This is a genomic window from Capnocytophaga sputigena, assembly GCF_002302495.1.
Lineage (GTDB): Bacteria > Bacteroidota > Bacteroidia > Flavobacteriales > Flavobacteriaceae > Capnocytophaga > Capnocytophaga sputigena.
On record NZ_CP022379.1, the window covers coordinates 59,508 to 86,137 of the forward strand.

At 36.5% G+C, this 26,630-nt stretch carries 22 protein-coding genes; 4 read left to right on the forward strand and 18 right to left on the reverse strand.

Annotation, left to right across the window (positions count from 1 at the left end; translation table 11 throughout):
* Window positions 1-2: 2 nt before the first annotated feature.
* The 18 genes from CGC57_RS00265 to cdd form a co-directional block, all read right to left on the reverse strand.
* Complete coding sequence (locus tag CGC57_RS00265) at window positions 3-2,540, reverse strand: ATP-dependent Clp protease ATP-binding subunit (protein WP_095899429.1); 2,538 nt, start codon at window positions 2,538-2,540, stop codon at window positions 3-5.
* 99 nt (window positions 2,541-2,639) lie between these two features.
* Window positions 2,640-4,538 carry a RecQ family ATP-dependent DNA helicase gene (locus CGC57_RS00270; protein ID WP_095897509.1) on the reverse strand — a complete coding sequence of 633 codons (1,899 nt, stop codon included), beginning with the start codon at window positions 4,536-4,538 and terminating at the stop codon, window positions 2,640-2,642.
* Between the two features lie 10 nt (window positions 4,539-4,548).
* Window positions 4,549-5,310, reverse strand: coding sequence for an endonuclease I family protein (locus tag CGC57_RS00275; protein WP_095897510.1), 762 nt, complete (start codon window positions 5,308-5,310; stop codon window positions 4,549-4,551).
* Window positions 5,311-5,359: 49 nt separating this feature from the next.
* Window positions 5,360-6,403 (reverse strand): heparan-alpha-glucosaminide N-acetyltransferase domain-containing protein, encoded by a 1,044-nt coding sequence (locus CGC57_RS00280; protein ID WP_095897511.1) that lies wholly within the window; start codon window positions 6,401-6,403, stop codon window positions 5,360-5,362.
* Window positions 6,403-8,145, reverse strand: a complete 1,743-nt coding sequence (locus CGC57_RS00285) for a mechanosensitive ion channel family protein (protein ID WP_095897512.1) — start codon at window positions 8,143-8,145, stop codon at window positions 6,403-6,405. Before CGC57_RS00285 ends, CGC57_RS00280 begins: the two co-directional genes overlap by 1 nt.
* Window positions 8,146-8,268: 123 nt before the next feature.
* Window positions 8,269-10,362, reverse strand: coding sequence for a carboxy terminal-processing peptidase (locus CGC57_RS00290; protein ID WP_095899430.1), 2,094 nt, complete (start codon window positions 10,360-10,362; stop codon window positions 8,269-8,271).
* 98 nt (window positions 10,363-10,460) lie between these two features.
* On the reverse strand, window positions 10,461-11,411 hold the full coding sequence (locus CGC57_RS00295; protein WP_095897513.1) for a hydrogen peroxide-inducible genes activator: 951 nt from the start codon (window positions 11,409-11,411) through the stop codon (window positions 10,461-10,463).
* A gap of 14 nt (window positions 11,412-11,425) precedes the next feature.
* On the reverse strand, window positions 11,426-12,493 hold the full coding sequence (locus tag CGC57_RS00300; RefSeq protein ID WP_095897514.1) for a YARHG domain-containing protein: 1,068 nt from the start codon (window positions 12,491-12,493) through the stop codon (window positions 11,426-11,428).
* A gap of 4 nt (window positions 12,494-12,497) precedes the next feature.
* On the reverse strand, window positions 12,498-13,412 hold the full coding sequence (locus CGC57_RS00305) for an LLM class oxidoreductase (RefSeq protein WP_095897515.1): 915 nt from the start codon (window positions 13,410-13,412) through the stop codon (window positions 12,498-12,500).
* Window positions 13,413-13,496: 84 nt separating this feature from the next.
* A complete protein-coding gene (locus CGC57_RS00310; RefSeq protein WP_095897516.1) occupies window positions 13,497-14,558 on the reverse strand; it encodes a nucleoid-associated protein in 1,062 nt (353 codons plus the stop codon).
* A gap of 14 nt (window positions 14,559-14,572) precedes the next feature.
* Window positions 14,573-15,082: an IS1096 element passenger TnpR family protein gene (locus CGC57_RS00315; RefSeq protein WP_095897517.1), complete on the reverse strand. Its 510-nt coding sequence runs from the start codon at window positions 15,080-15,082 to the stop codon at window positions 14,573-14,575.
* A 31-nt stretch (window positions 15,083-15,113) separates the two neighbouring features.
* A complete protein-coding gene (locus tag CGC57_RS00320) occupies window positions 15,114-16,244 on the reverse strand; it encodes a peptidylprolyl isomerase (protein ID WP_095897518.1) in 1,131 nt (376 codons plus the stop codon).
* Window positions 16,245-16,272: 28 nt separating this feature from the next.
* Window positions 16,273-16,845 (reverse strand): gliding motility-associated peptidyl-prolyl isomerase GldI, encoded by a 573-nt coding sequence (gene gldI / locus CGC57_RS00325; protein ID WP_002678223.1) that lies wholly within the window; start codon window positions 16,843-16,845, stop codon window positions 16,273-16,275.
* Window positions 16,846-16,854: 9 nt separating this feature from the next.
* Window positions 16,855-17,862: a DHH family phosphoesterase gene (locus tag CGC57_RS00330; RefSeq protein WP_095899431.1), complete on the reverse strand. Its 1,008-nt coding sequence runs from the start codon at window positions 17,860-17,862 to the stop codon at window positions 16,855-16,857.
* A gap of 71 nt (window positions 17,863-17,933) precedes the next feature.
* The gene (gene rlmD, locus CGC57_RS00335) at window positions 17,934-19,346 is read right to left on the reverse strand and encodes a 23S rRNA (uracil(1939)-C(5))-methyltransferase RlmD (RefSeq protein WP_095897519.1); all 1,413 of its coding nucleotides are present in this window, start codon (window positions 19,344-19,346) and stop codon (window positions 17,934-17,936) included.
* A gap of 31 nt (window positions 19,347-19,377) precedes the next feature.
* Window positions 19,378-20,553, reverse strand: coding sequence for an alpha-hydroxy acid oxidase (locus CGC57_RS00340; protein WP_002678184.1), 1,176 nt, complete (start codon window positions 20,551-20,553; stop codon window positions 19,378-19,380).
* A gap of 27 nt (window positions 20,554-20,580) precedes the next feature.
* The gene (locus CGC57_RS00345) at window positions 20,581-21,543 is read right to left on the reverse strand and encodes a KpsF/GutQ family sugar-phosphate isomerase (protein ID WP_002678106.1); all 963 of its coding nucleotides are present in this window, start codon (window positions 21,541-21,543) and stop codon (window positions 20,581-20,583) included.
* Between the two features lie 27 nt (window positions 21,544-21,570).
* Window positions 21,571-22,053: a cytidine deaminase gene (cdd, locus tag CGC57_RS00350; RefSeq protein WP_002678225.1), complete on the reverse strand. Its 483-nt coding sequence runs from the start codon at window positions 22,051-22,053 to the stop codon at window positions 21,571-21,573.
* 459 nt (window positions 22,054-22,512) lie between these two features.
* Between cdd and CGC57_RS00355 the strand changes: the two genes are divergently transcribed.
* The 4 genes from CGC57_RS00355 (at window position 22,513) to nirK (ending at window position 26,623) form a co-directional block, all read left to right on the forward strand.
* A complete protein-coding gene (locus CGC57_RS00355) occupies window positions 22,513-23,460 on the forward strand; it encodes a polyprenyl-phosphate transporter (protein ID WP_095897520.1) in 948 nt (315 codons plus the stop codon).
* A gap of 3 nt (window positions 23,461-23,463) precedes the next feature.
* Window positions 23,464-24,792: an MFS transporter gene (locus tag CGC57_RS00360; RefSeq protein WP_095897521.1), complete on the forward strand. Its 1,329-nt coding sequence runs from the start codon at window positions 23,464-23,466 to the stop codon at window positions 24,790-24,792.
* Window positions 24,793-24,794: 2 nt separating this feature from the next.
* Window positions 24,795-25,016: a hypothetical protein gene (locus CGC57_RS00365; protein ID WP_095897522.1), complete on the forward strand. Its 222-nt coding sequence runs from the start codon at window positions 24,795-24,797 to the stop codon at window positions 25,014-25,016.
* Between the two features lie 191 nt (window positions 25,017-25,207).
* Window positions 25,208-26,623: a copper-containing nitrite reductase gene (gene nirK, locus CGC57_RS00370; protein WP_232034005.1), complete on the forward strand. Its 1,416-nt coding sequence runs from the start codon at window positions 25,208-25,210 to the stop codon at window positions 26,621-26,623.
* Window positions 26,624-26,630 lie beyond the last annotated feature (7 nt).

The following is a 26,630-nucleotide window of genomic DNA, read 5'->3' on the forward strand; positions in this document are numbered from 1 at the left end:
TATTAAATTAGTGTTTTTTCTGCAATAATTAGGTTTTCACCTTTTTCATCTAAATCAAATACGATGCTGTCGCCTGCGTGTATTTGGTTAGATACAATTTCTTCAGCCAAAGGGTCTTCAATATATTTTTGTATGGCACGTTTTAGAGGGCGTGCTCCATATTGTTTGTCGTAACCTTTATCAGCTATAAAGTTTTTAGCTTTTTCGCTCAGTTCTACGTGGTAACCTAAATCGTTGATACGAGAATAAAGTTTAGAGAGTTCAATATCAATAATTTTGAAGATGTCTTCTTTACTAAGTGGGTTAAAAGTGATGACATCATCAATACGATTGAGAAACTCGGGTGCAAAGACTTTTTTCAAAGCATTTTCAACGATTGATTTTTCATTAGCCTCAGATTGAGCCAATCGCGCAGAAGTACCAAAACCGACACCTTGTCCGAATTCTTTTACTTGGCGAGCACCTATGTTAGAGGTCATAATGATGATGGTATTTCTAAAGTCAATTTTTCGTCCTAAGCTATCAGTTAGGAAGCCATCGTCTAACACTTGCAAGAGCATATTGAAAACATCGGGGTGAGCTTTCTCGATTTCGTCTAAAAGCACTACAGAGTAAGGTTTGCGGCGTATTTTTTCGGTAAGTTGTCCACCTTCTTCATATCCGATATATCCTGGAGGTGCTCCTATGAGTCGAGAGATAGAGAATTTTTCCATATACTCACTCATATCAATACGCACCATAGCATCTTCAGAATCAAAAAGTTCTTTAGAGAGTACTTTAGCAAGTTGAGTTTTCCCAACACCTGTTTGTCCTAAGAAAATAAAGGAACCTATAGGTTTATTAGGGTCTTTAAGCCCTGTGCGATTGCGTTTGATAGATTTTACAACTTTTTCCACTGCCTCGTCTTGTCCTATGATTTTAGATTTCATAGCGGTAGATAAGCCAGAGAGTTTGTTGATTTCAGTTTGAGCGATTCTATTCACAGGGATACCGCTCATCATAGAAACGACATCGGCGATATGTTCAGCTGTTACCGTGTCGCGATGTAGTTTAGAATCCTCGTCCCATCGTTTGTTGAGATCTATTAATGATTTTTCGATGTGTTTTTCATTATCGCGCAAGCGTGCAGCTTCTTCAAACTGTTGACGAGAAACGGCTCTATTTTTAGCTTGTGTAGCTTGTTCTAATCGTTCTTCTACGTCTAAAATATACTGAGGTACTTTTACCTGCATAATATGGATTCGCGCTCCAGCTTCGTCTAAGGCATCAAGAGCTTTATCAGGTAAATAGCGATCGGTGAGGTAGCGATTGGTGAGTTTTACACACGCCTCGATAGCATCTTCGGTATAAATTACATTGTGGTGTTCTTCGTATTTAGCTTTGATATTTTGAAGAATCTGAATGGTTTCGTCTACACTAGTAGGTTCTACCAAAACTTTTTGGAATCGACGTTCTAAAGCGCCATCTTTTTCGATAGATTGTCGGTACTCATCTAAAGTGGTAGCCCCAATACATTGTATTTCGCCTCTTGCCAAGGCAGGTTTGAACATATTAGAGGCATCTAAACTTCCTGAAGCGCCTCCAGCGCCTACTAAAGTGTGGATTTCGTCTATAAAAAGAATGATGTCTCTATTTTTTTCGAGTTCATTCATTATTGCTTTGAGGCGTTCTTCAAACTGACCACGGTATTTTGTGCCAGCTACTAAAGAAGCCAAATCAAGAGTTACAACACGTTTGTTATACAATACTCGTGCCACTTTTCTCTGTACAATACGCAAAGCTAACCCTTCGGCTATAGCACTTTTTCCCACACCAGGTTCACCGATGAGGATAGGGTTATTTTTTTTGCGGCGGCTCAATATTTGAGATACGCGTTCTATTTCTTTATCTCGTCCTACAACGGGGTCCAACTGACCTTGTTCAGCGAGAGAGGTTAAGTCTCTACCAAAATTATCTAAAACTGTATTTTTTCGTTGGTTGTATTGTCCTTGTCCTTGCCCTTGTAAATTTCTATTGTTTCTACTTTCGTGAGGCAATCGATAGTCTCTATCATATTCATCAACTTCGTTAGTAGGCATTGTAGGGGTAATAAGTTTTGAGTTGTTGTCCTCAATAGGTTGAAAGCTGTCACGGGCAGTTTCGTAGTTTAGTCCTAATTTATTAAAAACTTTTGTAGTAGGGTCGTTTTCGTTACGCAAGATACTCAAAAGTAGGTGAGCTGTGTTTATCACATCAGATTGCATTCTTTTCGCTTCTAAATATGTAGCTTGCATTGCTCTTTCGGCTTGTACAGTGAAGTGAACAGCATTGAAATTAGGAGGGTTGAGACCACGTGCTGAAGTAAGGGTGTGGATGTTTTGCCTAAGTTTCTCCATATCAATGTTTAAGTTGCGCAACAAATTTATAGCACTACCTTCATTTTCTTGAAGTATTGCTAATATGAAATGCTCAGTGCCCACAGTAGATTGTCCTAAACGTACTGCTTCTTCTTTGCTATATGTGAATATTCTTTTAACTCTTGGTGAAAAGTTATCATTCATAGTAAAATTCTCCTTTTGTATTAAAATCCCATAATAGGGATAAAACACGGCAAAGGTAGTAAATAATTATCATAAAACAAAATCTTATTAAAAAATATTTCATTTTAAGCACAATTCATTGAAAATGTTGAACGTTATTTTCTTCATTGCAAAAAGTTTGTCTAAGACAGTATTAATCTGCTGCTCAGAGTAGGGTAGGGTATTTATTAAATCGTTGCAATTGAGAGGTTTATATGATAATAATTGAAGAATATCAGCTTCTATTTTTTGTTTATCGTTTTTAGGGGAGTGCGTTTGCGTAAGACAATTAGAACATATACCACAATTTTTTCCATTTTTCTCACCAAAATACTCTAATAAGAATACACTTCGACAAGTGCTTTCATCTTCTAAGTATTGATATACTTTGTTTTGTAATAATTGTTTGGTATGATTGTATTCTTTGATATGTTTGCCAATGCTATTGATTGTGCGATCGTCGTCACGAGGCACATTGAAAATAAGTTGTATATCGGCAGTTTCACATTTTAAAACACCTATTCCATCATTGTGTAGAGTTTCTAAATATCCCATAATTTCTTTGTGAGATTTTTCAGTACGTTCCATCAATTTAGCCATTTCTAACTCTACTGGGAAATGAAAAATTAGTTCATAGCATCTCATAAGATAAATTGTTATATTTTTGATATATCGATGAGTAGTTATATACTTCACTAATTGTTCTGGTGAAGCTTTCATTTGGAAAGTAACCTTGTTGTAGAAATGGTGGTTGAAGGAAATGATAGAAAACCTATCTAATACTTGTAAAGCATTATAAGTTTTTAAAGGCAATAAGTTGTAGCGTTTGCAAAAATCGGGGAATAGGAAGCTATAAGTGTTTTCAGTACCTTCTCCTATGGCTATTTGAAAGTAACTATTGAGTTTACTATAAACAATTTTTAGATAAGGAATGTCTATAAGATATTCATTTAGAAGTTTTTCGGCATTTTTTATATCTACCTCGTTGTAGAAAACGATAGCCTCGGCAGGGTTGCCATCTCTACCAGCACGTCCTGCCTCTTGGAAATAATCTTCTAAGGTTTGAGGGATATCCCAATGAATCACCCAACGGACATCGGGTTTATCAATTCCCATACCAAAGGCATTTGTAGCTACGATTACACGTACATCGTTTAGTAACCACATGCTCAGTTTGTTATTTTTTTCTTCAGCTGGGAGTCCACCGTGGAAATAAGTAGCTGAAATATCTTGACTTTCTAACAAATGAGCTAACTGTACACAACCATTTCTACTTCGCAAATATATAATGACTGTACCTTCGGTTGTTCTTAGCAGTTGCAAAAGGTGGTGAAATTTGCTTTTTACTTTATATACTTTGTAGGCTATATTAGGGCGAGCTAAAGAAGTACTAATTACATTTGCTTTTTCGATGCCTAATTGATGTAAAATATCTTGTTGTACTTGAGGGGTAGCAGAAGCGGTGAGAGCTAATAAAGGTATATTAGGGAATTGTTCTTTGAGCCATTTACACTGTAAATAAGCAGGGCGGAAATCCTTGCCCCAGAGCGATACGCAATGAGCTTCATCTATCACTATTAGATTGATAGGCATTACTTTGAGGTAATTACGCACGACTTCTTGTTGTAGACGTTCAGGAGAAAGATATAAGAATTTGTATTGCCCATAGAGAGCGTTGTTTAGCAGGCGTTCTAACTCGGGGTAGGGTAGACCTCCGGCTAATGATAATGCACGTATTTCTCTGTTTTTAAGCGCTTCAACTTGGTCGGTCATCAGGGCTATCAGTGGAGAGACCACTATACATATACCTTTGCGCATCATAGCGGGTACTTGGAAAGTAATAGATTTTCCTCCACCTGTAGGCAATAAGGCTAAGGTATCATTACTTTCTAAAACTGATTTGATTACAGCTTCTTGAGAGTTGCGAAAATTATCGTATCCCCAATATTTTTTTAGTGTGTATAGAGGTTCATTTTTCATAGTATTACTCTTAGTAATTTTTATAAACAGAGCGTGCCAATTGAGGAAAATCTATAAACGGATTACGGTTGCCTTGGGCTTGTTCAATTACATTATTACGTTGGCGCTCGAGGTCGGAAACGAGGTCTTCATCATTCCATTTTAAGAGTGTTTCAATTCCCCCTATAACAATTTTATTGTCGATTTTATCGTTATAACGCAAATTGATATACATAATCATTCGAGCGACATCACCTTTCCATTCGTCGCCAGGATACCAAGCGCTATTGATACGTCCAGCTTTTCCAGAGCCATTGGTAAAAGGTATATTTCCTCTACTGCTATTGAGCTTGCTATCACAAGCTTTTAGGTGGTGCAAATCACCTTTAGCATCTCCTTTACTGTATTTTGATTGAGGGAAAATATGTTCGGTGTTGAAAGTTTGAGGTTCATAATTATTGCTACCACTCTTATATTCCTTCCAATAACGCTCTTCCCCAGTGTAGACTAATACTACATTTTCAGGATTTTTAAGACTAGCATCGGCTTTGTATAGGTATTTGTGACGATCATAATAACTTAAAAAATTAGTATGTTTACTGATAGTAAGTACCGCTAAATCATCGTACAAAGCTTTTCCATTTTTAGCAAAATGAATTCCTTTGTAATAGTTTTGTAGTGCTTTAGGCACTATAATATTATTAGGAGGGGTAACAGGGCGTTCTTGAGCTTGTTCTTTGTTATTGCAAGCTAACAAGAATATTGTAAATAATAAAATGTAAAGCTTTTTCATTTGTATTTAGTTTTAAGTAATTTATGTAAGAAAATTTTTAATTTTTCTATCAATTGTTTTTAGGATATTTTTCTTTTATGTATTTACTGAATTTGTGATAGTAGAACGATACGATGAGTATAGTAATCACAAAGAGAATAGCACCTATTACAGCTTGCTTAGGATTTAGGCTCTTATGAAAATAATGGTCTAAGTTGAAATATGGAATAAAGTGATAGAGCGCAATACTATGGATAATGTAAATAGAAAGAGTATTTTGCCCGATAAGCTGTAAGAATTGAGCAGTAAGCACATTTCGCAAGATTACAAATACTGCAAATGTCCAGAGAGTATCACCCATTCTTAAGAAAAGAAAACCATTACGTGCTAAACTTTCAAAATGAGTCCATCCTGTAATACTATATAAGAAGTGAAAGGTGTGGTATTGGAAGTGAAAAATAGCACCGAAAATAATAAGTAGTAAGGTATATACTATATATAGATGTTTGGCATTTCTAAAATAATAGAAAAGAGACCCCATAAAGCCTCCTAAGGTTACGAAACCTAACCACGGAAAAATAGTAAAGAAAGTACCATATTTAGGGGTGAAATAATTTGCTACAACTTGAGGTAACCAAGAGTACTCATATTTGTTATAAGTTTCGTTGAAAGTAAAGAGTATTAGGGTAATAGCAATGAGCATTGCAGGAAGGAAGTGCCTCACGTGATTTCGAGCTAACAAATAAAGTCCCACCATTATAATGAGTGCTAACCCTATACAATGCAATATATCTACAAAATAAATACTTTTACGCAAAATACAAGCTACCACAATAAGCATTAAACCACGTTTAGCTCCTTTTAACACACGAGGATTCTTGAAGCCTACACCACAGCGTTCTCCTTCACGAATGAGTAAATAGGTAAAAATAAATCCAGAGATGGTAAGGAATACAGGAGCAGTAATACCTGTGAAATAATGCCAAATATGATAGTAAGGATTACTTTCGTCACAATATTGTTCAGCGAGTAGGGCAGTAATAAAGTGCCCTTGTAACATCATACAGATGGCATAAGCGCGTATAACGTCTATAAAAATGAGTCGTTGCTTCATTATGAATTTTGTTTTTTAGTATTTGAAAAGGGAGTTCTTATTTCTACGTATTGTGTTGAGAATATCTCTATATTGGCTTGTCTAAAAGTACTTTGGATATTTTTAGTTAGATCAGATTTTATAAAATACATATTTTCAGGATGAAAAGTATAAGCATTGAGTTCATAAACAGCGTTCAGTTCACTGAGTGAAATTTGGAAAATGTAAGGATGAGGTTTAGGAGAAATACCATTAGTTTTCAAAGCAGCTTCTATAAGAAGTTCTTCTACTAAATTATCAGAATAATCATAGCGTACTTTTACCTGTACATTTAGTGCTAAACCTATTTCTTTGCCTATAGAAGTAAAGTTCATAGTAGCACCGCTCAAAATAGCCGAATTAGGGATGGTAATATCTTCGTTGTTGATAGTTTTTAATCTTGTTACTAAGGCATTTTTTTCTATCACTGCTCCGATAATTTCTCCAGATTTAATCCAATCACCTACTTGAAATGGACGCATATAACTGATTACAATACCTGCAATAGCATTGGAAATAGCAGAAGAAGAACCTAAAGAAATCAACACCCCTAAAAAGACAGAAATTCCTTTGAAAGCATCACTATCGGAGCCAGGAAGGTGTGGAAACATTATTACTAATGCTAATACCCATAACATCATACGTGCTAGGACATAAGTAGTATGAGCCCACTCCGGATGAAAGCCTTTTATTTTTAAGATACCACGTTCTATTTCTAAAGCAAAAAAGCGCAATATTTTCAATACATAGCGTGTGATAACAGCAATGATGACCATATAGAACAAATGAGGCAAATACCCAATAATTGCTATACCAACGTTTTTTATAGGTTCAGAAATCCATTGTACTATGATTTTAGACAAGTATTGAGTAGAAGGAAAAATGTCAAAAATTAGGGGGATAATTGTTATTAACAAGAAAAGTAGAAATACAATACGCAGTATAGCGAGTAATTTCACTAAAACTTTTACAATTCCTGGTTTTTTGATAAAATCGTAGTTTCTGATACGTATACTTGTAAGGAAGCGATGCTCGGAGTTGAGGGTGATTTTTTTTAAGAAATCGAACAATCGGTTGATAGCCCATACAAGTATAAAGGCAATGAAGAGTACTAATAACAATTCAGCTAAGCGGATTAGGACACTTTTTAAGCTATTTTGTTCTTTATACTTTACAATTGTATTTTTTATTATATTAGCATATCTTTGAGCTAATTCAGTTTGGGAGCTATTTTCCCAAAGCGCATCTACCATTGAAACCCCAGTAATGGTTTTATCGTTATACATTACTGATAAATAGTCGCTAGCAGGTTTTATTTTGATAGAATCGGCAACAAAATAGGGGTCGTTATATAATTCTTTGAGTTTTTCTTCTACGTATTTTACGCGAGTATCAATATCGTAAGGTCCATAAGAAGTATAGAGATAGTATAAGGTATCTTTTTCAAAAACAATAGGTCGCCCACGCATTTTATTGCGTAGTTTTTCTATTTCTTTTTCATTGGTAGTAGAAGAATTAGTAATTGAAGGTGTATTTTTCTCGTTGTTGATGAGCAGTTGAATTTCGTTTAAGAGCATTGCAATACGTATGGAATCCTTCTGGCGGAATTGCTTGATAGTTTCTAACTCTTTGCGAATTTCTTGTTGAGAAAGACTATCTGGTTGCTGTGCTTGTATGTACGCAACGCAAAATAAATATATAAAAACGAAGATTTTCAAATACATTTTATTTAGCTAAAGGGCAAAATGTAGTGCAAAGATATAACAAAAATATCATATACCCAAAATAAAAAACATTGGCAAAGTATTTAGCTTTGCCAATGTTTTTATAATCTGTTAGTTATTGTTTTATTTATTCAAATCTTCTAAAACTTTTACAGCTTCGTCTATATATACATCTTTTTCAAGACTTTCGTGCCAACGGTCACGACGAAGTTTTAATTCTTCACTATTTTTAATTTTAGCTTCATCGGAAGCTACAGAAAAGAATTTTAAGTTAGATTTATAGTCGCTAATTGCTTTGAATTTCTTAGCTTGCTCTTCATTTTTATCTATTACTTTTTTATAAGCCTCATAGTTGAGAGGGAAAACATTATCTTTTTGTTGTTGTTTTACCCATTGAGCATTTTCATCAATTAGCTTTAAGTATTCATTTTCACTGATACGCTTTTTACTGTTTTCGATAGCCATATCAAAATTGGCATTGTTTGCCCAAGGGGTGTACTTAGCAGGTTCTATTTTATCCCAAGGCATAGCATTAGGCATATCACGTTCACCTATATCGATATATTTGTATTTATCGGGGACAACAATATCACTTTCAACTCCTTTGAGCTGGGTAGATCCTCCATTGATACGGTAGAATTTTTGGATAGTGATTTTCAAAGCACCAAGGTCACCGTAATTGTTTTGACGTAGGAACTCGTTTAGGTCTATAAAACTTTGTACAGTACCTTTACCGAAAGTTTGTTTACCACCTATGATAATAGCGCGTTTATAGTCTTGCATAGCAGCTGCTAGGATTTCGGAAGCAGAAGCAGAAAGTTCGTTGGTAAGGATTACTAAAGAACCATCCCATTGGGTTTTAGGGTCGTTGTCGGAGAGGACATCGCGACTACCACGTGATGATTTTACTTGTACGATAGGACCTTTAGGGATGAATAGACCTCCTATATCTACTACAGTTTTTAGAGAACCACCACCATTGGAACGCAAGTCGATAATTAATCCATCAATATTTTCTTTTTTAAGTTTTTCAATTTCGAGGGCTACATCGGTAGCAGCATTGCGACGGTTTACATCTTCAAAATCGATATAGAATTTAGGAAGATTGATGAGTCCATAACGTTTACCATTAGCGGTAATCACAGCTGATTTAGCATAAGTTTCTTCGATTTCTACTACATCGCGGATGATAGGAACCACTTCGATGGTACCATCTACACGTTTTACAGTTAGGCGTACTTCGGTACCTTTAGGACCTTTAATGAGCTTTACAGCATCATCTAAACGCATACCAACTACATCAACAGGTTCGGCAGCACCTTGACCTACTTTTAGGATTTGGTCACCTACTTCTAAGAGTTTACCTTTCCAAACAGGTCCTCCTAAAATTACATTAGTAATAGCTATACCATCAGTTTTCTTTTGTAATTGAGCGCCAATACCTTCAAATTTACCAGACATATCGCGGTCGAAACCTTCTTTGATGTCGGGCGCCATATAGTTAGAGTGAGGGTCAAAAGTTTCAGTTATAGCATTCACGAACATAGCGAACCACTCTTCACGAGTAATGTCGTTGTACATGCTGAACATATCAGCCAATGTTTTTTGGGTAGACTCTACAGATTCTTTTTTCAGAACCTCGTCACTTTTAGGCTGATATTTAGCATCTTTTTCCTTCTTAGTTGCTTCTTCTTTTTGTTTAGTGATGTAAGTAGAAAGTGTAGTGAAAATGATAACTTGTTTCCATCGATTTTGTAATTCAGCTTTATTTTTTACAAAAGGCAATTTATCATAATCAGTATTGATGGTCTCATTGGTGTTGAGATTGATAGGTTTAGCGAAGATAGCTTTAGTAATGGCTTCAGCTTCTTTCATACGCTGTTTAAGGCGATTGTAAGAAAGATTGAAAAAAGAGATATCGCCTTTTTTCAAATCATCATCTAAATGAGTTTCGTATTTTTTTAACTCATTGATATCAGATTGGAGTAAATAGCGTTTTTGTCCATCGATATTTTTTAGATAACTATCAAATACTTTCTTAGAGAAAGCATCATCCATTTTCACGGGACTAAAATGAGCATTTTCGAGCACGTGCTCAATAATTTCTAATAGTACAGTGTCCTTATCCTTATTAGGATTGTCGAACTTTTTGCTTGTAAAGCTACAAGAAGCAAATGAGATAAATAATAAAAATAATGCTGCTGAAATATTCTTCATCATAAAATGTTATTTGTTTTTATTAGGATGGAAAATAGAAGTTAGCTAATTAGCTAACATTTTTCATATATCCTGTTTTTTTTAATTTTTTGTTTCTATCAAATTTTGTGCCTTTCTCTTATAGGACTGACAATTTTTACATTTTGAAATACAATAGCTCCACGAATTACCCCTGCAATAGTATCGTGTAAAGCTTTGATAATTTGCAATTTCAGTTCATTTTTGTGATAAACTAAGCTAATTTCGCGAGCGGGATAGGGTTCGGCAAAATAGTGAATGCGTTTCTTTTCTTCCTCTTTCAGTTCCAAAGAGTGTAGATAGGGTAAGAGGGTCATTCCTAAGCCTTCGTTAGCTAATCGCACTAAAGTTTCAAAACTTCCACTTTTTAGTTGGAAATGTTCTTTAGAGTCGATTACATCTTGGTTGCAGATATTGAGTACGCTATCTTTAAAGCAATGACCATCCTCAAGCATTAAAATATCGTTGATATCTAAATCTTCAGAGTAGATAGTTTTAGAATTTTGTAGACGGTGATTTACAGGAATATAAGCAACAAAAGGTTCATAGTACAACGGGCGTTCTACAATTGATGAATTGTGTAAGGGAGTTGCTAAAATACCTGCATCATAACTACCATCTTCAATTTTCTTCAAGATATTTTCAGTGGTTTGTTCCTCGATTTTTAGGCAAACTTTAGGATATTTGTTAATGAAATTGGTAAGGAACATAGGCAGCAGGGTAGGGGAGACGGTAGGGATAATCCCTACGCGGAACTCACCACCTATATAGCCTTTTTGTTGAGCGACAATATCGTTCATTCGCCCAGCTTCGTTTACTATTATTTGGGCTTGTTTGATAATTTGTTCACCTATTTCAGTAACTTGTAAAGGTTTTTTACTTCTGTCGAAAATAGTTACGCCCAACTCTTCTTCCAATTTCTGCACTTGCATACTCAAGGTAGGCTGGGTAACAAAGCTGTGTTCGGCGGCAGTAGTAAAGTTTTTATATTTGGCTACTGCTAGCACATATTGGTATTGAGTAATGGTCATAATAAAAAAGGGTATTATTTAAATGTATAAATGACTTGTTTTTCCTCTTCAGTAAGGGCTTCAACTTCGGGGGTATAAGAAGGATTAGGTTGATACCAATCTTCTGTTTTAAAAGCATCTTGCAAAGTTTTATCCTTAAATATATACCCACGTCGTGCAAATGGCAGGTTGCGGATGAGGCGTTTTTCTTCGGGAGTTTTTTCATTGGGGTCTCCTAATTCTTGGTTTTTTCCTAATGAAAAAAGAAATTTTTGTCCACTTTCTTTCTCTTGACAACCCCACGGGCGCATCTCCGTAACATACAATTCATCTTTAGGAGCAAAGTTCTTTCTCTCAAAGGTCAAAATACCTTGTTGAATATAAAAATTAGTGTAATCTTGCTTTTCAGTTACTTTTCCAACCCCATTGAAAATCCAATCATTACTATTTTTAAAGAAAGTCTTACGGATAGAAGCTGTTTGTATACTTCCCATATCCAAGATCAGGGTAAAATCATCGATTTGCTTGTTAGCCCAGCGTTTGGCAGCGGTAAGCACATAATCGAAATCATAGTAATTACATACTCCTCCTGATAGTTTGTATCTATAGGTGTGCTTTACAATGTTTTTTCCTTTTTTGAACTTTGCCTTGAAATGATAAACATACATAAAATCAATATAATTACCATCGGTTTCTCCTTTGAAAGTTTTCAAGTCTATACTCTCCACTTTTCCATTTTTAGCATAAAGAGAATCCGCTACATAAGCTATTTGATAAGGCAAAAAGTTACCGTTAAGTGATACCGTAAAATCAAACATATAAGGATGATGTCCATTGATAGGAGCTCCATCCACATCTCCACTGGGGCGTCCAGCCTCAAAACCAACTATGATTTCTTTTGTTTCTTTAGGATTGAAAAACTCGTAATACACTGATACTTCCGCAAATTCTTGTGTTTTTTTGATATACAAAATTTCTTTCTTTACTGAAATATCTGTTTCATTAATGGGAACAAGTTGGTTACCTGCCATATAGAAAGCACCATCATTGGCATATACACCAATGCAAAAAACTAAAAAGTAGAGTAATATAAAATTTCTCATAGTACTATCTGAGTTGTGGCAATACTTCTTTTCCGATTTCTTCAAGTACTTCACCAGCAGGGCGACTACAATACTTGAGTACTAACATAATATGGTTGACCCCTATTTTTCCGAGTTCGTGAAACATATCTACGAGATAATTACGACCAAGACGAAAACCTAAATCCATTTTTTGAGGTTCGAAATCAGGGTCTTCCATAAGGTCTATATATACAGGTTGTATATAAGGTTTAGCAGGTTCGCCTTCTTTTTTTAGAGCTTCATGCCAATCTTCTACTATTTTTTTAGTAAAGGCAAAGTCACGAGGATAATAAATCCAACCATCGGTGTGTTTTGCTATCCAATCTAAATTTACACCGCCTATGTGCCCTGTGGCGTACATTGGTATGTTTTTGTGAATAGGTTTAGGAAGTACATCACCTACTTTTTCCATTAGAGTACCATAGTCGTTATTATAAGTAGGAAAGTCTGTACTCCATAATTTTTTAAGCATTTGAATATGTTCAGCGACGTGAGCACTACGGAGTTCAAAAGGTTTGTTGAATGCGGGGTATTCTATAGGACGGTCGCCTGAAGCTATCCCCAAAACAAAACGGTTAGGGAACAAAACATCAAGACTTGCAGAGGCTTTAGCAACGTGCAAAGGGTGACGCAAAGGCAAAATTACACTTGCTATGCCTATTTTGATAGAGAGTGTGAGAGATGCTATATGAGCTAAATAAATCCAAGGGTCAAACATTTGGCCTACTTCTTTAAAATCGGGGTTGTTGAGGGGGATGTCACGCACCCATACAGTGTCATATCCTAAGGCTTCGGCACGCTGAATAAGTTGCACTTGGTTCTCCATTTTAGGGATAGCCCCTTCGTACGATTCAATAGGCAAAAGAATTCCTATTGACAGTTTATTTGCGTCTATCATAGCTTTATGTTTTTAAGACGCAAAAGTATAAAAAAAAAGGCATATAAAAAACTATATGCCATTTTATTTTTGATAAGATTATTTTTATGAACCTTTTTGTTCTTTGTTAAAATACACTAAATAGTAGTACATTTGTTTTTCCTCATCCCAACCTTTTTCGATGAACTTATCGGCGGATTCTGGATTGATGAAGTCCATACGTATTTGAATATTAGTATCTAAATCGATTACGTTTTTAATTTTTTTACGTACATCGGAGACCGCTTTGTTAGCAATGGGGAAGGTTGATACATCTTCTATTTGATACTTAGGACCTTTTTCTACTTTGTAGTGTTTGAACTCAGGTATAAGTTCAGGATTCTCAAAAACTTCATTCATAAATGAGGTTTCTTCAAAATCATCATTCTTAGCAAAGTAGTTGATTGCGCGATTCATAAAGAGTACTTCTTCTTTTTTATCTTCAGCAGGTAAAATCACATCTTTTGCGAAATCTTGACTGAATTTTAAGTACTTTTTAGTGTAGAAGTTGTCATCGACCAAAGCATCCACATTTAAGAAATTTTCTAACCAATACTTAGTGTCATAGCGATTGCTATCAATAGAAAGTATTTTGTAGCCATCTTCTTTATTTACATTGAAAATGATACAACCTTTATCCAAACGATGGATGTTTACACCTTCTTGGATAATCATTTCCAACTGATTACCTTGTTCTTCAAATTGTAGGAAACTATTTTTTACCTCAGATTTGAAAATACCAACAGCTTTTACCTTTTCATTATCCAAATAAGTATCGTGCAAAAGAGTAATGTAGACTTCTCCGCTTTTGATATGAGGATGATTAGACTGGTTGTACAAGTGTTGAGCAATTTTTCCTGATTGTTCGTGAATTGTACTTTCATCCTCAAAAATAGGGGTTACCAGCTGGTAAAGAGTATTGAATTCTACATCGGCATCGTGCACAAAATGGAAGTAGTTTTCTTCTTTTTCACGAAAAGGTTTGAAAAAATATTCTTTAAGCAAGCCTATAATTTCGTCGTTTAACGCATAAGGTTTTTCAGAGAAGAATAGAGGTTCCCCTTTGCTCAAATTACCTACTCTGTGAATAGAAAGCGTTTCGATGTTTGTTGTATATAAGTTAAGCATAGATGTTATCGAAATTAATAGTATTCCTCTTCACTGAAGCTACCATAATCGTCTTCATCGAGGTCGAAATCATTGAACTCATCTTCAAATTCATCAAAATCATCGGCGATAAATGACTTTTCGGGAGCTTCGGCAGGGATAGATCCGTGAGCGTGTATCAAAGCAGGGTAGGATACACCAGATTTTTCCTCCTCAATATCTACCAATTCTACGAAGAATGTCCACATTGACATAAAGTCATACACATACAACAATTTAGGTTCATCTTCACTTACGACAGACTCGATAGTAGTCTCTTCCATTAAGCGTATTTCACCACTCTCGGATACATCGAAAAGGGTGATTTCTTCGCCTTGATTCCAATCATCGTCAGTAAGGTAGAAGGAAGCCATTTCATTGCCAGCAAAGCCGAATGACTGGTTGATTACATTGTGTAAATCTTCCAAAGTAGCATCACCTTGGATTGCAATATCTCTAAAAACGTCTTCTTTAACGTCAAGTATTACTCTGAATTTATATACCATTTTTTAGGTGTGAGTGGTTAGGTTTTAGGGGTTATTTAGCTATGTCGGTGATTTCGATGTCGAAAATAAGGTCGCTATTAGGTGGGATTACCTCACCAGCACCTCTTTCGCCATAACCTAAGGCAGCAGGGATAAATACACGCACTTTATCACCTACTTTCATTTTAAGAAGAGCTTCTTTGAAACCAGGGATAAGAGGAGCATTGGAATTATATTCCATAGGGAATGCTTGGTAGCCGCCTTGTTGCTCACGCATTGCATTGTATTTGCCATAAGTTTCTTCTATTTCTTTTACATTAGAATCGAAGAGAGTACCATTTGCCAAATATCCAGCATAGTTTACCATTACTTGTTGAGTGTGGTTAGGCTGTTTGCCTTTACCTTCTACTAAAGTAAACATTTTTACTCCAGAAGGAAGTGCTTTAGCTTGAGGTTCTTGAGTTTTAACCTCTTCTAAGAATTTAGCAGCTGCAGCTTTGGTTTTAGCTTCTTTTTCTTGTTCTCTTTTAGCGATATCTTTGAAATAGTTTTCAAAAACTTTTACAGCATTGAAGTTTTTAGCGTCTTTACCATTAGCAATGATTGTAATTTTATTGATTTTGATATCTTTTTCAGGTTTATCATTAGCTACAGTTTTAGTATTAGCAATTGCATCGATTACTTCTAAACCTTTCACAGTTTCACCGAAAACAGTATGACGACCATTGAGGTGAGGAGTAGGTACTTGAGTGATGAAAAACTGGCTGCCATTTGTGCCAGGACCTGCATTAGCCATTGATAAAATTCCTTTTTTATCGTGTTGTAAAGTAGGAACAAATTCATCTTCAAAACGATATCCAGGATCTCCCATACCTGTACCAGTAGGGTCACCCCCTTGAATCATAAAATCTTTGATCACACGATGGAAGATCGTTCCGTTGTAGAAAGGTTTACCTTTGTATTCGGCTTTTACGAAAGAGTTTTTACCTTCGGCTAAAGTAACAAAGTTGGCTACTGTTATAGGAGTTTCTTTGTAGTTGAGTTTTACAATGATATTTCCTTGAGTAGTTTCGATATCGGCAAATAAGCCATCACCTAAATCTTTGTAGGCTTTTTTTTGCGAATTACAACTGAAAAATACAAACATTGCAGAGAGCAATGCTACTAAATTGAGTCGTCTCATAATATAATAATTAATTAAAAATGTTTATTTATTCGGGTCGAGGTTTTACATCTTCTTGATTTTTTTCAATCTTGAAGACTTCGATTTTAGCTATAATAGGTTGATTGAAAGAGATTTTATCTTTATCGCCACGATAGCCATAAGCTACACTTGAGGGGAAATAGAAAACTCCACTTTCTTTTTCTTTTAGCAATTTTAATGCAGAACGCAAGCCTTGGAATACTTCTTCTTTATCTACATAATATTTGTATTCACCATCGGGTTTTTCTTGATAAAGCTGGTTACCCTGCAAATCGGAAAGGCTGTAATCATAAGTTACAATATCGCCAAACTGAGCAGTATAATGAGCTTCAGGGTTTTGATTTAGATAGTAGAACTTAAATCCGTGTTGTGAATCTATAAAATTATGTAGCGTATCTTTTTTGATGATAGAATCTATCAGCGCTTCTTCGGAGGCTAATAATGCTTTGTTTTTCATAGCTGATTCTTTTAAAAAAGTACTTGTTTTTTTAGTTATAGGATGACGCGCTTGCCTATCGGCACAACTTGTCAATACTATGCCGATGGCACTTAGAGCTATTATTTTTTTGAGTATATTCATTGTATCGTTTTACATATTTTTGTGGATAAAATCAGGTAACACTTGTTTGAAATAAGCTACCGCTTCTTCTATAGACCCATCAAATCTTCCTCCAGCTGCATTTACGTGTCCGCCTCCATTGAAACATTTTCGAGCAAATAGATTCACATCATTATTACCTTTAGAACGCAAAGACATTTTTACGAAATCACCTTCTTGGATAAAGATGACAGCTAATTTAGTGTTTTTAATAGTGAGCCCATAGTTTACAAATCCTTCAGTATCTCCTTTTTGATGATCGTATTTTTGTAATTCTTCGGAAGAAAGTGTTATATAGACGGTGTCAAACTCTTTGATATACACTAAATTTTTGAGAGCGGTACTAAGCAATTGCAATTTATTATAAGAATTGTTATCAAACACATTGCTATTGATTTGGCTATTATTAGCTCCTTTTTCTATTAAGAAAGCACCGATTTTGAGTGTGTTGCTAGTAGTGATAGGGTATTTGAAATTACCTGTATCCGTCATAATCCCCGTATACAAACAAGTAGCTATATCTTTATCAATTTGATTTTTATTGCCCATTGCATCAATAAAAGCATAAATCATTTCACAAGTAGAACTCGCTTTAGGATTAGAAAAAGTAACTTTGGCATAGTCATCAGGCTCTTGATGATGATCAATCATCACAAAAGTTGCTTTAGAGTTTTCTAGCAAAGGGGTAAGGGAATCCGCTCTTTTAAGAGCGTTGAAATCGAGTGTGAAAATAAGTTTGGAGGCTTCTATCTGCTCTGTTGCTTTTTTGGGATTGTTGTCGTAGATAAGAATCTGATCTGCGGCAGGTAACCATTTGAGAAAGTCAGGAAAATCATTAGGAGAAACCACTGTTACATCACAGTGATGCAACTTGAGATAATGGTAAAGCCCCAAGCAACTACCTATGGCATCACCATCGGGGTTTTTGTGGGGTATAATACTTATTTTAGGTTGCTTTTCCAATAATATTTTGGTAGCTTCTATATCGTATATATTCATAATGGCGCGAAAGTACAACATTATTTTTAATTAGCTGCAAAATGTAACTAAAAACTTTTGTTTTACAGATTTTAGGAGAGATTTCTTTTTTCTAAAAGTACAACATTTTCAACGTGGTAAGTTTGAGGGAACATATCGACGGGTTGTACTTTTGTCACCTTATACATTTCGTCTAACAAAGCTAAATCACGTGCTTGAGTAGCACTGTTACAGCTTACATATACTATTTTAGGGGGGGCGATTTGCAGAATTTGCTCTACTACATCTTTATGCATTCCATCACGAGGAGGATCGGTGATGATTACATCGGGGGTACCATTGGCTTTGATAAATGTATCGTTGAAAACGTTTTTCATATCCCCTACATAAAAACTCACATTCTCAATACCATTAGCTTTGGCATTGGCTTTGGCATCGGCAATGGCTTCGGGTACAGCTTCGACACCAACTACTTTTTTAGCTTTTCTTGCTACAAACTGAGCGATAGTACCTGTACCAGTATAGAGGTCATATACCAATTCATCACCTTTTAAATCGGCAAAGTCACGGGTTATTTGATATAGTTTGTGAGCTTGTTTAGAGTTCGTTTGATAGAAAGATTTTGCATTGATTTTGAAGCGCAAACCTTCCATTTCTTCATAAATACAATCGGTACCTTTATAGATTTTTAAATCTTGATCGTAGATAGCATCGTTCCCTTTGCTATTAATACAATACTGCAAAGAAGTGATTTGAGGGAATGTTTGAGCTATATGTTCTAATAGCAAATTACATTTTTTACTATCACTAAAGAATTGTATTACCAGCATTATTTCGCCTGTAGAAGAGATACGTATCATCATAGAACGCAAGACGCCTGTTTGCTGACGTGGGCTATAGAAAGCTATGTTATTTTCTAAAGCAAAACGTTTGATTTCCAAACGTATAGCGTTAGAAGGGTCTTCTTGTAAGTAACATTTATCAATGTCGAGGATTTTATCCCAAGCACCAGCGATATGGAAACCTAGACCATTGCGTTGTTCAATTGTATCGGCATTTTGAATTTCTTCGGGAGTAAGCCAGCGCATATCTGAGAAAGAGAATTCCATTTTATTGCGATAGAAATAGATATTCTCGGAAGCTACAATAGGCATCAGTTCAGGAATTGTTATTTTTCCTAAACGCACTAAGTTGTTTTCGACTTCTTTTTGTTTGTAGAACAGCTGACTTTCGTAGTTCATATCTTGCCATTTGCATCCACCGCAATAGCCAAAATGGGCACATACGGGAGTTACACGGCGATTAGAATACTCGTGGAATTTAGTAGCAAATCCCTCGTAATAAGCCGATTTTTTTTTAGTAGTTTGTACATCGACTACATCGCCAGGGATAGCATTGTTGATAAAAATAACGCGACCATCAGGAGCTTTGGCAACGCTTTTGCCTTTAGCCCCCGCATCGGTAACGATAACATTTTCTATGGTTATATTTTTCTTTTTACTCATTGCGGGGGCAAAGGTACATTATTTTTTTGAATTATCGGTTACTTGGCAGAGGATAAGTACCTTCTACTAAGATACTGCTATCTACATCTTGGAGGTTACGATGACCAGCGAAAGCCATAGTAGTATCCATTTCGTCATAGAGTATTTGCAAAGCACGGGTTACCCCTTCTTCGCCATAAGCACCGAGACCATATACAGGAGCACGACCAAGCATAATACCTTTAGCTCCTAAAGCCCACGCTTTGAGCATGTTTTGACCTGTATAGAAGCCAGAGTCTATCCATACTTCAGTTTGGCTACCTACAGCACTTACGATATCGGGAAGGGCTTTTATAGTGGAAATAGTATCATCCATCTGGCGACCACCATGGTTAGAGACGATGATAGCATCAGCGCCGTATTTTACTGCTTCTATAGCATCTTCAGGGGTCATAATTCCTTTTAAGATGATAGGTCCTCCCCAAAGTTCTTTGATTTCAGCAATATCTTTCCAGCTAAGGCTAGGGTCGAATTGTTCTTTTGTCCAAGAAGATAGAGAAGAAAGGTCGGATACGTTTTTAGCGTGTCCAGCAATATTGCGGAAAGTCCATCGGCGGTTACCGAAGACATAGCGCAATCCCCAAGGAATTTTAGTAGAAAGGTTCAACATATTAGGAATGGTGAACTTAGGAGGAGTAGAAAGTCCGTTTTTGATGTCGCGGTGGCGATTACCTAACACTTGTAAATCGACAGTAATCATCAAAGCTGAACATTTAGCTTCTTTAGCACGACGGATAAGGTCCTTCATAAACTCGCGGTCACGCATTACATAAAGCTGAAACCAGAATGGTTCGACGCCAGCTTCTACTAAATCCTCAATAGAGCAGATAGACATAGTAGATAGGGTGAAGGGGATACCGAATTTTTGTGCAGCTTTAGCCATGTGGATTTCACCGTCAGCCCACATCATTCCCATAAATCCGACAGGAGCCGTCATTGCAGGGAATTTAACTTTCTTGCCAAGGAGTGTACTTTCGAGGGTACGATTGTCCATATCCACTAAGATACGTTGGCGGAATTTGATAGGGTTGAAGTCTGAAACATTCTGTTTGTAAGTTGCTTCAGTCCAAGAGCCGGTGTCTACATACTCATAGAACATTTTAGGAACATTGCGTTTGCAAACAACGCGCAAGTCCTCAATGTTTGTCATTTTGGATAGATCTCTCATTTTTTAAATAATTAATATTCTTAGTTTTTAAATAAGTCCTTCTTGAATAAGGTTATGCAGGTGTATAATTCCCACATATTCACCTTGTTTAGTTGCTAATAGTTGTGTGATTTTATTTTTTTCCATCAGGTGTAGGGCATCAATTGCTAAACAATCGACCTCAATAGTTTTGGGGTTAACGCTCATTATATCTTTAGCGGTAAGCCCTTTGATACTATCCGTTTTACTAAGCATTCGGCGGATATCGCCATCCGTTACTATTCCAACTATCTGATGATTGTTGAGCACGGCAGTAACTCCGAGCATTTTTTCAGATATTTCTACAATTACCTTTTTAATATCGGTATCAGGAGAGACCTCAGGTTTTTGGTTATGAGATACAATATCAGACACTTTTAGGTATAAACGTTTTCCTAATGCACCACCAGGATGGTATTTAGCAAAGTCACTACTGCCAAAATGTTTCATTTCCAACAGACAAACTGCCAACGCATCACCTAATACTAATTGAGCCGTAGTACTAGTAGTAGGGGCTAAATTGTTAGGGCAAGCCTCTTTATCGACGTGAGCATAAAGCACACTATCAGCTTGTTGTGCTAAGACAGAGTTTTTATTAGAGGTAATGGCTATCAACTTGTTATTACCGCGTTTGAGCAAAGGTACTAACACTTTTATTTCGGGGGTGTTACCACTTTTAGAGATGCATATTACTACATCATCTTGCTGTATAATACCTAAATCACCGTGGATTGCATCGGCAGCATGCATAAAAATAGCAGGAGTACCAGTAGAGTTCATAGTAGCTACTATCTTATTAGCAATAATAGCACTTTTCCCTATACCTGTAATCACTACACGACCTTTGGATTGCAATATATATTGTACTGACTTAGTAAAATCGTCGTCGATATAATCAATTAGTTTAGCAATAGCTTGAGCTTCTTCAGTAATAGTTTGTTTGGCAGAGGTAATAATTTCTTCTGAGTTCATTCGTTATAGTTTTTAGTTGTTCGTATATTACATCAGGCTCCCATCGAAAAGGAAAGGTAAGAGATCTTTAATAGATTCAGTTTGAACGATTTCACCTTCTGCTCCCATAAAATAGACAGGGATGAGTTTTTTTTGTTTGGTTTCGTATTCGGAGAGTGATTGGCGGCAAGCTCCACAAGGCGATACCGGATGAGCAGTAGGATCTTGTGCAGACCCAGAGATTGCAATCATTTCGATTTCCTCATCGGGATACTGAGTAGAAGCCTGATATATAGCTACTCTTTCGGCACAAAGACCTGAAGGGTATGCAGCATTTTCTTGATTAGAACCTATAAAAGTTTGTCCGTTTTTGAGCAAAACAGCAGCACCCACTTTGAATTTAGAGTAAGGAGCATAAGCCTTTTCACGAGTGGTTATAGCTTGTTTCATCAGATTTTGAGCTTTCTCAGGTAGGTCGGTTAAACTATTAAAAACATTATATTTGATATGTAATTGATGTTCCGTTTTCATAAGAAAATACTTTTATTTTGCAAAGATACGAAGTAATTAGCAAATTAACAAATTAGATAGTTAGAAAAATTGCAGCTTTCATCACAAACTTTTCCCGAAGGAGAGAATCCAGAAGTGGAATATTATACTAAATTACGCAATAGGCAGCTTTGTTGCAAAAGTTGCGTGCAGATTCCATGGATTTATGCAAAAATGAATTTTGAAGTACTCAGTGGACATCAGAAAAACTCTGATAAGGTGTTTTACCCTTTTTGTGAGGGCGTTTGCAAAACGCCCCTACAATTAAAATCAATTGATTATCAAAATTAATTAATTTAGGGAAAGGTGTGATCAGCACGGGCAAAAACTTTGGCAAAGTGTAAAACGAAAAATTTACAAATTAATACTGATAGACTATTAATTAGCAAAATATTATTATCTTTGCGCCGTTTAAATTAGAAAGAGACATTATAAATTGTTATGAAACGCAATTTTTTAGATTATTTATTTATCACTTCCAAAGGAATAGCAATGGGAGCAGCCGATGTAGTACCAGGAGTTTCTGGGGGTACTATAGCCTTTATATCGGGAATTTATGAAGAGCTTGTAGGGTCTATTAGCAAGATTAATTTACAAGCGTTTAAACTTTTGTTCAGCGAAGGCATTGTAGCTTTTTGGAAGCATATTAATGGTAATTTTTTTGTAGCACTCTTAGCGGGAATAGGGGTTAGCATCCTATCGCTTGCCAAAGGAATGAAATGGCTTTTAGAGAATGAACCTATAATGATATGGGCTTTTTTCTTTGGGTTGATGATCGCCAGTGTGCTTTTTTTGATAAAAGAAATTAAGCGTTGGAATTTAGCTACAATACTCGTGATGCTCATATCAGGGGGAGTTGCCTATTTTATTACGATTATTCCGCCCTTAGTGAATGGTGGCAACCAGAATTTGATATTTATTTTCTTCTGTGGTGCTTTGGCTATTTGCGCAATGATATTACCAGGAATCTCAGGAGCCTTTATACTAGTGTTGTTAGGAGCTTATCACACAGTTCTTGATGCTTTGAGTTCGTGGAATTTTAAACTCATAGGTATTTTTGGGATAGGAGCAATTACGGGTATTTTGAGTTTTTCTAAAGCGCTGAAATGGTTGTTTGCCAAATACCGCACTCTTACTTTTGCAGGGCTGACTGGTTTTATCGTAGGTTCTCTAAACAAAGTATGGCCTTGGAAAGAAGTTTTGAAATGGGATACAGATGCTCAAGGCAATGCTGTGGCTGTGTGGGAAAAGAGCGTATCGCCTTGTGTTTTTAAAGAGATTACTCATAATGAACCACAAATTCTTATTTCAGTACTATTAGGAATAGCAGGCTTTTTGGTGATTTATCTACTTGAGAAATGGAGTAGCAAACGAAGTAAAAAACACTAAACTATGAACAATTTAGCAAGAGGTGACAAAAAACTACTCAACGCTTGGGCGTTCTATGACTGGGCGAACTCAGTATACTCACTTACTATTGTATCTACTATTTTTCCTATTTTTTACGGACTATTATTTCGCACTGCAGGGCTTACCCATATAGTCCTTTTTGGGATGATAATCAAAAGTACATCGGTAATTGCTTTCGTAACCGCTTTGGCTTTTGCTATGGTGGTGGTACTCTCGCCTATTTTGAGTGGTATAGCCGATTATTTAGGCAACAAAAAGACATTTATGCGCTTTTTTTGCTATATGGGAGCTCTTTCAAGTATAGGTTTGTACTGGTTTTCGTTAGAGCATATCTATTTTAGTTTATTCTGTTATTTTTGTGGTGTGTTAGGTTTTTGGGGAAGTATTGTATTCTACAATTCCTATTTACCAGATATCGCTTTGCCAAAACAATATGACGCCATAAGTGCTAAAGGTTATAGTTTAGGCTATGCGGGGAGTGTGTTGCTATTGATTTTCAATTTGATAATGGTAATGAAGCCTGAATGGATAGGTTTTACTACTACTAATACTGAAACAACACTCACTACAATGCGAATTTCATTTATCACTGTAGGAATATGGTGGATAGGCTTCAGTAGTATTCCTTTTTACTACCTTCCATCACATAAAAAGAATGGAGCTAAAGTTACAAAAAATATTTTTTTTAATGGGTTTAAGGAATTGCGCAAAGTATGGCAACAACTCACTACTTCACCACGATTGAAATGGTATCTCATTGCTTTTTTTGTATATAGTATGGGGGTGCAAACCGTAATGCTGGTAGCTACCTATTTCGGAGAACAAGAAATACAATGGACGAGTGCTGAAGAAAGTACTATAGGACTGATAGTGAGTGTACTTATAATTCAATTAGTGGCTATAGTAGGAGCACGACTCACGGTTATTGCTGTGCGCAAATGGGGGAATATTGGGGTGTTGATAGCACTCAATGCTATATGGGTGGGGATTTGTTTACTTTCATATTATGTGTACAAACCGATGCAATTCTACATCATTGCTACTTTAGTAGGGCTTGTGATGGGGGGTATACAAACGCTTTCTCGCTCTACTTATTCGGCTTATTTACCTGATACTAAAGATACAACTTCGTTCTTCAGTTTTTACGATGTGACTGAAAAAATAGGAATCGTGATAGGGATGGGAATTTATGGACTCATTGACCAATTTACGAATAATATGCGCAATGCGACTGTCTCATTGATTATTTTCTTCGGACTTGGCATAATTTTACTTTTTAAGACAAACAAACAACGGGTAACAAATAATTAGATATGATTTCAAAGTTTAGATTTTTTTTAGAGAAATATGGCTTTGCAGTATCGGCACGATTGGCTGAGAAATTAGGTGTACGCGCTAAAGATGTGCGTATTTTCTTCATCTATGGCACTTTTGCTACTTTAGGGGCTGGTTTTGGTGTTTATCTATTATTGGCTTCTTTGTTGAGAATTAAAGATGTCTTTTTTGTGAAACGGACTTCAGTGTTTGACCTTTAGTGGTGAGAGCAGTGGGGTGCGAGCCGCACGGGCAGTTTTAATGGGAGTAATGGGAGTAATGGGAGCTGGGAGAATAGTGGGAACTAAAAAGCGATATTGGGATAGAGATTATTAGATGAAAAAGTATTATATTTGCGTCATATTTTAATTGGTTCTATATAACTAAATATATAATGATAAGAAAAGATTTTATGAAATACAATTTATTACTGTTGAGTGCTTCTTTATTGTTAAGTGCTTGTAATGAACAAACTACTTATACTTCTACTGCTGACATTCCCGTAGAAGGGGAAATGGTAGCTCAACTTACTTCACCTCCTTTCGTACCAGCGCCAGTAGGCAATCGGAAGGCTACCAAACTGAGTGTTACACTTGAAATCATAGAAAAAGAAGGTGAATTGGCAGATGGTACTAAGTACCTTTTTTGGACATTTGGCGGTACAGTGCCAGGGAGTTTTATTCGAGCTCGTGTAGGTGATGAAGTGTCGTTTACACTTAAAAATCACCCAGATAACAAATTGGCACACAATATCGACCTTCACGCAGTAACGGGAACAGGAGGAGGTGCTGATGCGTCGTTGGTAGCTCCAGGGCAACAACGTACCTTCACCTTTAAATGTTTGAACCCAGGGCTTTTTGTATATCATTGTGCTCAAGCGCCCGTGCCTTTGCATATCGCCAATGGGATGTATGGACTTATATTGGTAGAGCCCGAAGGCGGTCTGCCCCCAGTAGATATGGAATACTATGTGATGCAAGGCGATTTCTATACCGAAGGAGATTATGGAACCCAAGGATTACAAGCCTTCAGCCAAGAGAAAGCCCTTGCAGAGAAGCCTGATTATGTGCTTTTCAACGGGAAAGTAGGTGCTATTGCAGGCGATAAAGCCCTCACGGTGAATGCAGGTGAAACGGTACGCCTTTTTGTAGGAAATGGAGGTCCTAACCTCATCTCTTCTTTCCACGTGATAGGAGAAATCTTTGACCGAGTGCAGGTAGAAGGAGGCAAGTTCGTAAACGAAAATGTGCAAACGACAGTTATTCCTGCGGGAGGGGCAGCTATAGTAGAATTCAAAGTAGAAGTGCCCGGTTCATATACGCTAGTAGACCACGCTATTTTCCGCGCTTTCAACAAAGGTGCATTAGGGCAACTCATCGCGCAAGGGAGAGAAAATCCAGTTATCTACGGCAAGCAAGAGGCAGTGCCTTATCAGGTGATAGGTGTCAGGGAACAGGTGTCAGTAGATAGGGGACAGGAGTCAGGGAATAAGACTTTGGCACAACAGATGGAAGATGGGAAGAAAGTGTATCAGCGTACTTGTGTGGCTTGTCATCAGGCACAAGGGCAAGGGTTGGAAGGAGCTTTTCCGCCTTTGGCAAAAGCTGACTACCTGAATGCTGATGTAGACAGAGCAATAGAGACCGTATTGAAAGGGCATACGGGAGGGATTACTGTGAATGGCAAACAGTACAACAGTATGATGCCTCCTCAACCACTTACCCCAGAACAAATAGCCGATGTGCTCACCTACGTATATCACAACTGGGAGAACAATAAAACCGTAGTAAGCCCTGAAAGAGTGAAGAAAGTAAGAGAAAAACGTTAATTGGGTG

Coding starts and splice junctions, on each gene's coding strand:
- CGC57_RS00285 (WP_095897512.1), bottom strand. CDS start 8,145: ATGTATTTGAAAATCTTCGTTTTTATATATTTATTTTGCGTTGCGTAC.
- CGC57_RS00280 (WP_095897511.1), bottom strand. CDS start 6,403: ATGAAGCAACGACTCATTTTTATAGACGTTATACGCGCTTATGCCATC.
- CGC57_RS00275 (WP_095897510.1), bottom strand. CDS start 5,310: ATGAAAAAGCTTTACATTTTATTATTTACAATATTCTTGTTAGCTTGC.
- gldI (WP_002678223.1), bottom strand. CDS start 16,845: ATGAATATACTCAAAAAAATAATAGCTCTAAGTGCCATCGGCATAGTA.
- CGC57_RS00360 (WP_095897521.1), top strand. CDS start 23,464: ATGAACAATTTAGCAAGAGGTGACAAAAAACTACTCAACGCTTGGGCG.
- CGC57_RS00365 (WP_095897522.1), top strand. CDS start 24,795: ATGATTTCAAAGTTTAGATTTTTTTTAGAGAAATATGGCTTTGCAGTA.
- cdd (WP_002678225.1), bottom strand. CDS start 22,053: ATGAAAACGGAACATCAATTACATATCAAATATAATGTTTTTAATAGT.
- nirK (WP_232034005.1), top strand. CDS start 25,208: ATGAAATACAATTTATTACTGTTGAGTGCTTCTTTATTGTTAAGTGCT.
- CGC57_RS00330 (WP_095899431.1), bottom strand. CDS start 17,862: ATGAATATATACGATATAGAAGCTACCAAAATATTATTGGAAAAGCAA.
- CGC57_RS00290 (WP_095899430.1), bottom strand. CDS start 10,362: ATGAAGAATATTTCAGCAGCATTATTTTTATTATTTATCTCATTTGCT.
- CGC57_RS00295 (WP_095897513.1), bottom strand. CDS start 11,411: ATGACCATTACTCAATACCAATATGTGCTAGCAGTAGCCAAATATAAA.
- rlmD (WP_095897519.1), bottom strand. CDS start 19,346: ATGAGTAAAAAGAAAAATATAACCATAGAAAATGTTATCGTTACCGAT.
- CGC57_RS00300 (WP_095897514.1), bottom strand. CDS start 12,493: ATGAGAAATTTTATATTACTCTACTTTTTAGTTTTTTGCATTGGTGTA.
- CGC57_RS00310 (WP_095897516.1), bottom strand. CDS start 14,558: ATGCTTAACTTATATACAACAAACATCGAAACGCTTTCTATTCACAGA.
- CGC57_RS00305 (WP_095897515.1), bottom strand. CDS start 13,412: ATGATAGACGCAAATAAACTGTCAATAGGAATTCTTTTGCCTATTGAA.
- CGC57_RS00340 (WP_002678184.1), bottom strand. CDS start 20,553: ATGAGAGATCTATCCAAAATGACAAACATTGAGGACTTGCGCGTTGTT.
- CGC57_RS00355 (WP_095897520.1), top strand. CDS start 22,513: ATGAAACGCAATTTTTTAGATTATTTATTTATCACTTCCAAAGGAATA.
- CGC57_RS00265 (WP_095899429.1), bottom strand. CDS start 2,540: ATGAATGATAACTTTTCACCAAGAGTTAAAAGAATATTCACATATAGC.
- CGC57_RS00345 (WP_002678106.1), bottom strand. CDS start 21,543: ATGAACTCAGAAGAAATTATTACCTCTGCCAAACAAACTATTACTGAA.
- CGC57_RS00270 (WP_095897509.1), bottom strand. CDS start 4,538: ATGAAAAATGAACCTCTATACACACTAAAAAAATATTGGGGATACGAT.
- CGC57_RS00315 (WP_095897517.1), bottom strand. CDS start 15,082: ATGGTATATAAATTCAGAGTAATACTTGACGTTAAAGAAGACGTTTTT.
- CGC57_RS00320 (WP_095897518.1), bottom strand. CDS start 16,244: ATGAGACGACTCAATTTAGTAGCATTGCTCTCTGCAATGTTTGTATTT.